Source organism: Streptomyces puniciscabiei, from assembly GCF_006715785.1.
Classification (GTDB): domain Bacteria; phylum Actinomycetota; class Actinomycetes; order Streptomycetales; family Streptomycetaceae; genus Streptomyces; species Streptomyces puniciscabiei.
Genome location: NZ_VFNX01000002.1, coordinates 347959 through 360271, shown reverse-complemented (window position 1 = coordinate 360271; position 12313 = coordinate 347959). Strand labels below are relative to the sequence as shown.

General features: G+C 72.3%; 8 protein-coding genes. 2 read left to right on the top strand and 6 right to left on the bottom strand.

From position 1 onward, the window contains the following. Position 1 precedes the first annotated feature (1 nt). Positions 2-1633 carry a sigma-70 family RNA polymerase sigma factor gene (locus tag FB563_RS32505; RefSeq protein WP_055703814.1) on the top strand — a complete coding sequence of 544 codons (1632 nt, stop codon included), beginning with the start codon at positions 2-4 and terminating at the stop codon, positions 1631-1633. Between the two features lie 81 nt (positions 1634-1714). Here FB563_RS32505 and FB563_RS32500 read toward each other — a convergent pair whose 3' ends face one another. Both FB563_RS32500 and FB563_RS32495 read right to left on the bottom strand, forming a co-directional pair. Further along, on the bottom strand, positions 1715-3013 hold the full coding sequence (locus FB563_RS32500; protein WP_055703813.1) for a lanthionine synthetase LanC family protein: 1299 nt from the start codon (positions 3011-3013) through the stop codon (positions 1715-1717). 324 nt (positions 3014-3337) lie between these two features. Continuing rightward, on the bottom strand, positions 3338-4129 hold the full coding sequence (locus tag FB563_RS32495) for a VOC family protein (RefSeq protein WP_244329062.1): 792 nt from the start codon (positions 4127-4129) through the stop codon (positions 3338-3340). Between the two features lie 258 nt (positions 4130-4387). On the opposite strand from FB563_RS32495, the gene FB563_RS32490 reads away from it, so the two are divergent. Continuing rightward, positions 4388-5383, top strand: a complete 996-nt coding sequence (locus FB563_RS32490; protein ID WP_142219128.1) for a hypothetical protein — start codon at positions 4388-4390, stop codon at positions 5381-5383. 51 nt (positions 5384-5434) lie between these two features. Here FB563_RS32490 and FB563_RS32485 read toward each other — a convergent pair whose 3' ends face one another. From FB563_RS32485 to FB563_RS32470, 4 genes are all read right to left on the bottom strand, one after another. Next, a complete protein-coding gene (locus tag FB563_RS32485; RefSeq protein ID WP_079048496.1) occupies positions 5435-6316 on the bottom strand; it encodes a GNAT family N-acetyltransferase in 882 nt (293 codons plus the stop codon). Positions 6317-6345: 29 nt separating this feature from the next. Beyond that, positions 6346-7233 (bottom strand): alpha/beta hydrolase, encoded by an 888-nt coding sequence (locus tag FB563_RS32480; RefSeq protein ID WP_159045429.1) that lies wholly within the window; start codon positions 7231-7233, stop codon positions 6346-6348. Positions 7234-7371: 138 nt separating this feature from the next. Continuing rightward, the gene (locus FB563_RS32475) at positions 7372-8613 is read right to left on the bottom strand and encodes a site-2 protease family protein (protein WP_079048499.1); all 1242 of its coding nucleotides are present in this window, start codon (positions 8611-8613) and stop codon (positions 7372-7374) included. Between the two features lie 58 nt (positions 8614-8671). Beyond that, positions 8672-12313 carry a hydantoinase B/oxoprolinase family protein gene (locus FB563_RS32470; protein ID WP_055703744.1) on the bottom strand — a complete coding sequence of 1214 codons (3642 nt, stop codon included), beginning with the start codon at positions 12311-12313 and terminating at the stop codon, positions 8672-8674.

Genomic DNA, 12313 nt, shown 5'->3' with positions numbered 1-12313 from the left:
TATGAGTACGCAGGACGCGGCGGAGACGGCGATACTGGTCACGGCCGCCCGAGAGGGCGACACGCAGGCTCAGGACGCGCTGGTCAACGCCTACCTCCCGCTGGTCTACAACATTGTGGGCCGGGCGCTGAACGGCTCGGTCGATGTCGACGACGTCGTACAGGAAACGATGCTGCGTGCCCTGGACGGGCTGGGCGAACTGCGTACCCCTGAGCGCTTTCGCTCCTGGCTCGTCGCGATCGCGATGAACCAGGTCCGGGCCCACTGGCAGAACCGGCGCTCCGCCCTGGGCACGATGGAGGAAGCCGAGGATCTGGCCGACCCGGGCGCGGACTTCGTCGACCTGACGGTGGTCCAGCTCCAGCTCGCCGGCCAGCGCCAGGAGACAGCGCGGGCGACGCGCTGGCTGGAGCCCGATGACCGGGGACTGCTGTCACTGTGGTGGCTCGAGTGCGCAGGCGAGCTGAACCGGGCGGAGGTGGCCGCGGCTCTGGATCTCTCGCCCCAGCACACAGCGGTCCGAGTGCAGCGGATGAAGGCGCAGCTGGAGGCGGCCCGCGTGGTCGTACGAGCGCTCGACGCACGGCCGCGCTGCGAGGAACTCCGCATCGTGCTGGCCTCCTGGGACGGCAGGCCCTCGGCCCTGTGGCGTAAGCGAATAGCCCGGCACGCGCGCGGCTGTACCCGCTGCAGCGGACTGTGGAGCGGTCTGATGCCCGCGGAAGGACTGCTGGCCGGTCTGGCGCTGGTGGCAGCGTCGCCCGCGCTGCTGGACAGGATGTCTGCCTTTGCCGCGAGCGCCGTACCGGCAGGCGCTGCCACACCGCCCGGCGTCATCGGGGGCGGCACCGGACCGGCCCCGGGCACCGCACGACGCGGCACACGGGGCGGGTCCGGCTCGCGCCGCCAGTCCCGTCGGCGTCGGCGCATGCGGCGCCGGGCCGTCGGCGGGGCCGTCGTCGCCGCCTGCGTCGTCGGTGGTGGTCTGTGGTACATCCGTACGGACTCCGGAACCGGCCGCGACACCGCGAGCGCGGAGCGAACAGCGGCCGCGCCCGTCCCGGACCGCGCCACACCCGGTGCCGGCGGTGTGTCGGCGTCGGCCTCGCCCTCGCCGGCACCGTCGAAGCCGAAGAGGCCACGACCGACGAAGACGGTGACCCGCGGCAGGCAGAGCGCACCCAGCAGCCGGCCGCCCGTCCGACCGGCCGCGACCCCGGCGAGCACGGCGTCGTCCGGGCCGGCACCGACCGACGTCGTCGGTCAGGTGGTTGCACTGGTGAACAAGGAGCGGGCAGGCGCCGGTTGCGGTCCCCTCACCGAGGACGCGCAGCTGCAGAAGGCGGCCCAGGGACACTCCGACGACATGGCCGCTCGCCACTTCTTCGACCACACCAACCCGGACGGTGCCGACCCCGGGCAGCGCATCACGGCCGCCGGCTATCTCTGGTCCACGTATGGCGAGAACATCGCCCAGGGCCAGCAGACCGCCGCAGCGGTCATGGACTCCTGGATGCACAGCCCCGGTCACAGGGCGAACATCCTCAACTGCTCGTTCAAGGACATCGGCGTGGGCGTGCACAACGGCACGGGCGGCCCGTGGTGGACGCAGGACTTCGGCGCCAAGCAGTGACGGCACCGTGGGCCATGGGCCGGTGCCGAAGTGACGCCATGGCCGCTAACGGCGTACGGGGCCCCGCCGCGGCCCCGGACATCACGGTGTGGCGCCGGTGACGGAGGCGCGGATCGTGGCCGGAGCGGGGACCGCAGGCTGGTCCGGCCAGGCGAACGCGTACCGGGGATCGCCACCGCGGCTCAGCCGTACGAAGCGCAGCAGCTCGCGGACGATGCCCGCGTTGCCCATCGCCCAGCCGGTGCACGGTTCGAGGTCGCCGGGGGTGGCCCGGTAGTCGAAGTTGGACCAGCGGGCGCCGTCGCCGTCCCGGATCGCGCGGGCGGCGAGATCCGCGACGAGGACGTGCGCGAAATCGTACCCGTCGTGCTGCTCGGCGATCCGGTCGCAGGCCAGGGCGAGAACGCCCGCCGTGCCGCAGCAGCGGCCGTTGTTGTCCCAGAAGCCGGGGCGCAGCCGACGGGGCAGACCGGAGTGGGTAATCGTGTGCCAGCAGCGGTCCGCGAGGACGGGCCAGACCGGGTCGGCCGTGATGTCCCGCAGCAGCCGGAAGACCTGGGCGTCGCCGGCCGGGCCGTGGCACCAGCCGTAGCTGATCGGCTCGGTCACGTCGGGGCGGTGCTGCGGGGTGGAGTGCCGCACCAGGAAGCCCTCCGGTCCCGCTTCGTCACGCGCCACGACGTCCGCGGCACCGGCCAGCGCCAGCTCGACCAGGTCCGCACGGCCGGTGCCCCGGCCGACCCGGGCCAGCGCCAGGACGATGCCGAGCGTGCCGTGCGAGAGGTGGTGCAGACGGGAGTCGACGCCCGTGCGCAGGGCCCACTGCACGCCCGCCGAGGTCTGCTCCGCCGTCCGCAGATACGGCTCCAGGGCGAGTACCGCCAACTCGGCGTCACCTGCCAGGAACGCACCGAGGCCGATGCCCGCGTTGCCGCCCATCAGCTCGAACAGCTCGCCCCAGCGCGTTCCGTCGAAGCGTGACCGCACGAGTTCCAGCGCACGATCCGCGGCCGCACCGGCGGCCGGGTCACCGAGTTCGTCGTGAACGGCGCGCAGAACGAGGGCCGTTCCGGTGCGGCCGAAGTAGAGGGAGTCGTCGTCGATTCCGTCGACGGAGCCCGCCAGGGCGCGGGTCGCGCGCAGGGCGGTGTCGGCGCAGGAGTCGTCGCCGAAGTGCCGCCACGCCTCCAGGAGCACCGGGATGATCCCGGCCGTGCCGCTGTAGAGCATCGGGCTGAGTTCGTCGCCCGAGGGCCTCGTCGTCCAGGACAGGCCTCCACCGGCGGTCTCCCGCGCGGCCGCGGTCAGCCACCGCAGCCCGTCCAGCGCGAGTTCCTCGACCTCCTCGACCACCACGACCACGCTTTCTGGTGCCGCCATGGGCCTACTCTCGCATGATCCCCCGAACCCGCCCAGGGGCCCGACCCTCGCCGCCCTCGGCTCCGCCGCCTTCACACCTGCGCAGCTCCGGCGTGTACAGGTGCTCGCCGACGAGGAAGGCCGCATCGTGCGCTCGGGCAGCCGTACCGAGATCATTCGCAACGATGCGGAGTTCCGCGTCGCCGCCCGGCGCGAGCTGGCGGACCTGGCGCACTGACCACGCGACCCCCTGGGGCGTGCCCGACCACCAGGAGATCCACCGTCGGACGCCCGACGACGTCATCCGGTTGCTGATCGGATCGGTGCACTGACGGTTCGCGGATGTCAGCGCCGCCGACGCGCGGTCACCGTGAACTTGGCACCGTCGGGGTCCCGCAGCACGGCCTCGTGCTCGCTCTCCTGCAGGACGCTGCCGCCGTGCTTCTCCGCGGCCCTGGCGCAGGGTCCCACGTCGGCCACGGCGAAGTGCACCTGCCAGTGCGGTCGGACCGAGGGGTCCGGTGGCGCCTCCACCGAGCCCGACTCGATGCGGGCCACGATGTCGCCCTGGCTGCGCAGCAGCACTTCGTCGCCCGCGTACTCGACCTCGCAGCAGCCGGGGAGGTCCGAGGCCCAGTCGAGGATCTGGCCGTAGAAGATGGCGGCGTCGAAGGCGTCGCGGGTGTGAAGGGTGATGAAGGTCGGGGCGACCCGCCGCCACGCCTCCCACTCGGTGACGAGCTTCCCCTGCCAGATGCCGAAGGTGGCGCCGTCACGGTCGGCGAGCAGGGCCGCTCTTCCGGGAGGGAACGAGATGGGCCCGACCGCCAGGGTGCCGCATCGCTCCTGGGTGCGGGCCACGGTGTCGTCCGCGTTCGTCACGGCGAAGTACGGCGTCCAGGCCACGGCCATCTGCCACATGGTGGCCACCGCTGCGATCCCCGCGACGGGCACTCCGTCCGCCAGGGCGGTGCGGAAATGCTCGCCCAGTCTGGCCTTGCGGCACTGCCAGCCGAGCACGGCACCGTAGAAGTCCTGGGTGGCGTCGAGGTCACGGCTGGTGAGACTCACCCAGCACGGAGCGCCGAACACGGAATGGGTGAAGACGACATCCGTCGCGTCGGAGGAATGTGTCATGCCGTCCTTCATGGCCATCGCGCCCTGGTTCCCTACGCCGCCGACCACCACTGCGACTCCAGTGTCCAACCTGAATCGAGGTCCTGCACCTCGCCTGCCCTCGACCCGCCGGGGGAAACCCCTTTCCGTCCGTCTCCGCCCGAGTGGCCGTCGGGAAGATGCGGGGGAGGCCGTTTCGGGGCACGGTAGGGGACGAGGGGGGCGGGGCCGTTCTGGCCCGATGTCGTACGAGCATCGCCCCTAGCCGAAGGAAACGTGATGGCCGTAGCCACAGACATGCTCGTTCCTGCGCTGCGCGAGGTCCGTGAGTCCCAAGCCGCGCTGGCCGACCGATTCAAAGCCGACCTCGCAGTGACGCCCTCCGGGGAGTACCGGGAGATCCTGGAGCGCCGTGTCGGCGACGCCCGGGGGCACGTGTACGTGATCGACGAACGTCTGGCGGCGTTGAAGCCACGTCGGTTGATGCAGAACGTTCTCGGCAATGCCTGGGACATCACCAGGCAGGCGGTCCGGCTCCCCTTGGACGCGGCGATGTTCGCGCCCGGCGCCCTGTTGCGGAGCCAGCAGGGCAAGGCGACGGAGCAGCGGCTGCTGAAGAACGTCGAGGAGGAGTATGCGGCCACTGCCTTCGCGGTGGCCATCTGCCGGGCCGCCGAGCGTATCGCCCAGGAGGCGGAGGATCCCGCCACCGAGGAATTGCTGAGCTCCATCCGCCGTGAGGGCGAGGAGACGCTGGAGGAACTCGCCGGGTGCCTGGAGCAGCAGGCCGAGGCGGCGGTGATGGCCGCCGAAGCGGCGGTGGCCTCCGAGGGTGTGGGCGTCGGCGGCGCCACCCAGACGGTCCGCGACTGGAGCACCTGGCTGCGGGAGACCGCCGTGCGCATGCCCGGCGTGGACCGGCTCCAGGGCGTGCCGGACGGGGCTCTCATCGCCGAGGACGCGCTGCCGATCCCCGACTACCGCAGGCTCAGCGCCAGGATGATCCTCGACCGGCTCCCGCAGCTGTCGCAGACGGAACTCGCCACGGTCGGCGCGTACGAGCGTTCCCACGCCGCCCGTCCCGCGGTCCTGGGCAGGATCGCGGATCTGCTCGGGCCCGAGCCCTGGCCCGGCTACGACGGCATGAACGCGGGCGACATCCGCAAGCGCCTCGCCGACGCCGGAGAGGGCCTCACCCGCCGGGTGCTGGAGTACGAGCGTCGCCACCAGGCCCGTTCCACGATCCTCGCGGCCGCCGAACGAGTACACGCCTGAACCGGGTCGGTGCCGGCCGGGACCCGTCCGGTCCCGGGCTCACGCGTCAGGTCACGGTGGCCCGGAGCGTCGGTGCTGGTAGGTCCACAGCTCGTCGACGACGGCGAAGCCGAAGGAGCGGAAGAGCCGGGCGGCGGCCTGCACCTCGGAGGTGGGCCGCTGGGCGTCGTCCAGGACGAGCGCCACCTCGGTGGCGCCCTGCTCGGCCAGCAGGGCCAGGGCCTGACCGAGCAGTCTGCGGCCCAGGCCGCGGTGCCGGCGGCCGGGCATGGTCTCGAGCCAGTAGAGCGTCGCGGTCCGGTCGGGCCCCGTGCTGACCACTGCCTCGGCGACGGGTTCGGTGCCCTCGCGGATGACCACTCGGTGGCCCGGGGGAAAGTCGCACGGGAAGACGTCGGCGGACAGTTTGCCCGGCGGCGGTTCGGCGGAAAGCACGAGGTGCATGTAGCAGCCCTGGCAGCGGCCGGTGAAACCGGTCTGCACCAAGGCGTCGTGCGTGGCGCCGCGACGCGTGCGGGGCAGGCCGCCCGGCTCCAGGGCACCGGGCGGAGCACACACGAACGCCTCGATCCGCGGGCAGGGCGCCAGAGCGGCGAGAGCGTGGCAGATCAGGGCGCGCAGGGCGGATCGGTCCTCGTGCGCGTGGATCCAGCAGATGAGACCGGTCCGCACATCCGACCAGGACAGGTACGCGACGGTCCCGCAGAGGTGGTCCCGCGCATCGGTGAGCACGCTGATCCGGGGCTTGGCCGGTACCACCGCCCCGCCGACCAGCGGAACGGGCCCGCACCAGTGCGCGGCCAGCCTCTCGGAGGTGCAGAGCGGCTGCCCGGGAAGCCGGTCGGCGTCGATGAGTTCCCGCACCCCCGGTTCGTCCTCGGGGCAAAAGGGGCGTACCGTCGTGCCGCTCTCGGGGCTGGGCGAGGAGGTCATGCTGTCCGTCCGCGCGCGTGCTGACGTTCCTACCGGCGCCCTTTCAGCGTCCTCCGTTTCGGGCCGCCTGTCACGGGAACGTCCGCCGTGCCCCGGGACTGCCCGTTTCTCCTCGGCGCGCGGCTGCGCGGGGGGCGTGCGGCGGTAGAGGCCTGCCCCGCCGCGGTCAGCAGTGAGCGCACCTGGTCGATGACCGGCTGGTGCAGCGGCAGCGTCAGATGGCCGACGCCGGGCACGAGCACATTGCGGGCCTCGAGGTCGGGATGGTCGATGCGGCCCCGGGAAGCCGGGATCACGACCTCGTCGAAGTCGCTGTAGAAGGCCACGAACCGGGTACGGCACCCCGCGGCCGGCTCGGCGAGCTCGGCCAGCAGCCTGCTGCCGGGGCGCAGCTGGCGCAGGAGCGGATGCGGCGGTGCCAGCAGGGCCGCCGCCGTTCCGCCGTGCGGTGTCGCCAGCGTGATCACCAGCGGCACATGCGCGTCTCCGCCCAGCGCCTGCACGTAGTAGCGGGCGACCAGCCCGCCGAGGCTGTACCCGATCACGACGGCGTTCCGCCCCGGGCTGCGGGCGCTCGCCAGCTCCACCTGCTCGCCCAGGACCCGGGCGGCGGCGCGGATGTCCGGACTGAAGGCGTGGTAGCTCACCGTGACGAAAGGCCCCGCACTGAGGCCGTCCAGCCCGCGGCGCAGCGGAGCGACGATCGATTCTCCGTCGCCGAGCCCATGGACCAGCAGCACAGGGATGTCCCCCTCGGGCGTCGGCGGTTCGGCTCCGTTCGTGCCCCGGTCGGACACGGCATGAACGAAGTATCCGGCGAGCTGCCCCACGCCTCCCGCGGCGATGTCGAGCGGGAGCCGCACCAGCCGCCCCGCGGCCCTGCTGGCCTCGATACCCACGCCGCGTACCGGTGACATCCCCGGCACCGACAGATGGGGTCCGAAAGGAATAGCCGTGGCCGTTCACCTTCTTCGGGTAACCCCCATTTGCCCTACATGGGAAACATTGTGCGCGTGAACATGATTCCCCCACCACCGCAGCGGGATCCCCGCAGGTCACACCAGGTGCTCCGGTTCACCCGCGTCGCGCGGGCGCCGGGACTGGCGCGGGCCTGCGCGGGGGCCGCGGGGGCCGCGGAGACCCCGGAGCGCCTGGAGCGGCGTCCCAGGGGAACGCGCGAGTGGCGCATGTCCGGGGCGCCGGCGGGAGCGGTCGATGTCGTGGGCGGTGACGATCCCGCAGAGCCGGCCGTCGTCCATGACGAGGATGGGCAGTCCGCCCCCGCTGGCGAGGCGCTCCAGGACGGAGTTCAGCGGCTCCTCGGGTGCGGCGAGCGTGCACCGGGACAGAGGCGCCGCGAGATCCCGTACCCGCAGTGACTCCTGCCGGTCGGCCGGCAGGGCGGTCAGCAGGCTCAGCCGGACGACACCACTGGGACGGCCGCCGAAGTCCACCAGCGGCAGCATCGAGTGGTGCGCCTGCGCGGCCACCTCGGACAGGAAGCGGTCCACGGTCAGCCAGTCGGGACCGGTGACCACCGGAGTGGTCATGGCCTGGCTCACCCGAACCCCGCGCAGGGCCGTGACCAGCTCGGCCCACCGCCGCTCGGCCGCGGCGGCGGCCGCCACGAACATGCCGACGACCATCAGCCACAGCCCGCCGGTCGTCCCCCTCAAAAACGCCAGCCAGCCCAACACGCCCAGCGCCGTGCCCAGGACCTGTCCCGCACGCCCCGCCGCCCGCTGGGCTCGATCGCGGTCCCCGGTGCGCCACCACAGCACGGCCAGCAGCAGCCGGCCGCCGTCCAGAGGCGCGGCCGGCAGCAGATTGAAGACGCCCAGCAGCAGATTCGTGCCACCCAGCCAGCCCAGCACGGCAACCGCGATCCGCCAGCCCAGTGCGGCTCGTACCCCGTAGGCCGCGCCCAGTCCGAGACCGCCGAGGAAGAGGCTGGCGAGCGGTCCGCTGACCGCGACGGTGAACGCGGCCCGTGCCGTCGTGGGCCGGTCCATCCGGGTCAGTCCGCCGAGCGCCCACAGCGTCACGTCCCGCACGGAGAGCCCGGCCCTGCGGGCCACCAGCGCATGGGCCATCTCGTGCACCACCAGGCTCATCAGCAGCAGCGCGGCGCCGACGACTCCGCCGACCGCGTACACCATCGGTGCCTGGCCCGGCGCGTACCCGGGGAGCGTGCGGGTGGCCAGGCCGTACGCGAAGAGCAGCATGATCAGCGGAACACTCCAGTGCGCCCGCACCGCCATCCCACGGACAGTACCGAGCAAGATCGAACCCCGCATCGCCATCACCGCCGACGGGCTGCCCTTTCGACTCCAGCTCCCTCCCCTCCATGGTCCGTCACCGGCTATGACGACCGGAAACTCCTCCGGGCGGAGGGGCGTCGGCGGCTCCGTATCCGCCCCCGCCGGGGGTGCGGACGACCAGGACGTCGCCGTCCGTCACGGTCGCGGTGTCGCAGCCCCTCAGCCCGTCGATGCGGCCGTCGGCGCGTTCGATCAGGTTCTCGCCGAGGGCGCCGGGTTCGCCGCCGGCCATGCCGTACGGCGGGACGCGGCGGTGACCGGAGACGACCGCGACCGTCATCGGCTCGGCGAACCGGATCCGGCGCTCCACTCCGCACCCGCCCTGCCAGCGGCCGTGGCCGCCGCTCCCCTCACGGATGCGGAACTCCTCCACCCGCACCGGGTAGCGCCACTCCAGGATCTCGGGATCCGTCAGGCGGGAGTTGGTCATGTGGGTCTGCACGGCGTCCGCGCCGTCGAAGCCCTCACCCGCGCCGGCGCCGGAGGCGACGGTCTCGTAGTACTGGAGGCGATCGTTGCCGAAGGAGACGTTGTTCATCGTGCCGGAGCCCTCGGCCTGGGCGCCCAGGACGGCGTACAGGGCGCCGGTGACGGCCTGGGAGGTCTCGACGTTTCCGGCGACGGTGGCGGCCGGATAGGCGGGGGAGAGCATGGAGCCGGCGGGGACGCGCACGTCGAGGGGCTTCAGACAGCCGCTGTTGAGCGGGATGTCATCGGCGACGAGGGTACGGAAGACGTACAGCACGGCTGCCATCACGACGGAGGTGGGTGCGTTCAGGTTGCCGGGCTGCTGGGGGGAGGTGCCGGTGAAGTCCAGTACGGCGCTGCGTGCTTCGCGGTCGATGCGCAGGGCGACCTGGATGACGGCGCCGTTGTCGGTCTCGTAGCGGTGCTCGCCGTCGTCCAGGGTGGCGACGATGCGGCGTACGCATTCCTCGGCGTTGTCCTGGACGTGGCGCATGTAGGCGTGGACGACGTCGAGGCCGAACTGGTCGATGACACGGCGCAGTTCGTGGATGCCCTTCTCGTTGGCGGCGATCTGCGCGCGCAGGTCGGCGAGGTTGGTGCCCGGGTCTCGTGAGGGATGACGGGCGCTGGTGAGCAGATGGCGGGTCTCGTCCTCGCGGAAGTGTCCGTCACGCATCAGCAGCCAGTTGTCGAAGAGCACGCCCTCCTCGTCGATGGTCGTGCTGAACGCGGGCATGGATCCGGGGCTGATGCCGCCGATCTCGGCGTGGTGGCCGCGCGAGGCGACCAGGAAGAGAAGCCGCTCGCCCGCATCGTCGAAGACCGGGGTGACGACGGTGATGTCGGGCAGGTGGGTGCCGCCGTGGTACGGGTCGTTGATGGCGTAGACGTCGCCGGGCCGGATCGAACCCTGGTTGCGGCGCAGGACCTCCTTGATGGACTCGCCCATCGAGCCCAGATGCACGGGGATGTGGGGTGCGTTGGCGATGAGGTTGCCGTCGGGGTCGAACAGCGCGCAGGAGAAGTCGAGGCGTTCCTTGATGTTGACCGAGTGCGCGGTGCTCTCCAGCCGCACCCCCATCTGTTCGGCGATGGACATGAACAGGTTGTTGAAGACTTCCAGCAGCACCGGGTCGACGGTGGTGCCGACCGCCGTACGGGACGGGCGGGGACGGGAGCGGGTGAGGACGAGGTCGCCGTGCTCGTCGGCCGCGGCCCGCCAGCCGGGGTCGACGACCGTGGTCGCATCCGCCTCGGCGATGATCGCCGGACCCTCGACGCCGTCACCGAGGCGCAGGTCCTGGCGCCGGTACAACCGCGTGGGCTGCCAGCGGTCCTCGGTGAACGTCCGTACGGTGTCAGCCGGTTGCAGTGCGCCGGTCCGCGGCGGCAGGGCCGTCACCGGGGCGGTGCGCGGACCGGAGGAACCGGTTGCCTCGACAGCGATGGCCTCGACGACCAGCGGCTTGTCCATGGTGAAGCCGTAGCGGTCGTGGTGGTCGTGGGCGAAGTGGGCCCGCATCTCCTCCGCCGGGCCCAGCGGCACGGGCAGCGAGAAGTCGGTGCCCTCGTAGCGCAGCAGGGCGCGGGCGGCCGTACGGACGGTGGGGTCCGGCACCCCGTCCTCGCGCAGCTGGGTGCGTGCCTGCTCCTCCAGTTCCACCCGGACGGCCTCGACCCGGGCCGCCGTCTCCGGCCGGTCGAGGGCGGCCTCGACCGAGCGTTCACGCAGCGCGACGGCGTCCGCCACCCCGATGCCGTACGCGGACAGCACCCCGGCGAGCGGCGGGACCAGGACGGTGTCGATGCCGAGCCGGTCGGCGACCGCGCAGGCGTGCTGGCCGCCCGCGCCGCCGAAGGCGACCAGCGCGTAGCGGGTGATGTCGCGGCCGCGCTGGACCGAGATCCTCTTCACCGCGTTGGCGATGTTGAGCACGGCGATGTCGAGGAATCCCGCCGCGACCTCCTCCGGACTGCGGCGCTTTCCGGTCGCGGCGGCGGTCTGCTCGGCGAGCTCGGTGAAGCGGGCACGCACCGCTGCCGCATCCAGCGGCTGGTCGCCGTCCTTGCCGAACACCCGGGGGAAGTATGCGGGTTGGATGCGGCCGACCATGACGTTGGCGTCGGTGACGGTCAGCGGCCCGCAGCGCCGGTAGCAGACCGGGCCGGGGTCGGCGCCGGCCGAGTCCGGGCCCACCCGGTAGCGCATCCCGTCGAAGTGCAGGATCGAGCCACCGCCCGCGGCGACGGTGTGGATGTCGGTCATCGGCGCCCGCATCCGCACCCCGGCCACCTGGGTGCCCAGGACCCGTTCGATCTCTCCCGCGTAGTGGGACACGTCGGTCGAGGTGCCGCCCATGTCGAAGCCGATCGCCCGGACATGACCCGCGCCGGTCGCGGCGCGCACCATGCCCACGACGCCGCCCGCCGGGCCGGACAGCACGGCGTCCTTGCCCCGGAAGCGGCCCGCCTCGCGCAGGCCGCCCCCGGACTGCATGAACATCAGTCGCACACCGTTCAGCTCGGAGGCCACCTGGTCCACGTAGCGGCGCAGGATGGGGGAGAGGTAGGCGTCGACCACGGTCGTGTCGCCCCGCGGTACCAGCTTGATCAGCGGACTGACCTCGTGCGAGCAGCTGACCTGCGAGAAGCCGATGACCCGGGCCGCCTCGGCGACGGCGGCCTCGTGCGCCGCATGGCGGTAGCCGTGCAGGAAGACCACCGCGGCGCTGCGGAAGCCGTCCGCGTACGCCGCCGTCAGCGCCTCGCGCACGGCGTCCAGGTCGAGCGGGCGGACGAGTTCGCCGTGTGCGCCCACCCGTTCGTCCACCTCGATCACCCGGTCGTACAGGGCCTCCGGAAGCAGGATGCGCCGGTCGAAGATGCGCGGCCGGTTCTGGTAGGCGATGCGCAGGGCGTCCCTGAAGCCCCGGGTGACGACCAGGACGGTCGGCTCGCCGGTGTGTGTCAGCAGCGCGTTGGTGGCGACGGTGGTGCCCATCTTCACCACCTCGATCCGGTGGCCCGGAATCGGCTCGTCCGCCTCCAGGCCCAGCATCCGACGGATCCCGGCGACCGCCGCATCCCGGTATGCCTCCGGCTGCTCCGACAGCAGCTTGCGGCTGATCACCTCGGAATCGGGGGTCACGGCCACGACATCGGTGAACGTGCCACCACGGTCGATCCAGAACTGCCAGCGACCAGTCAT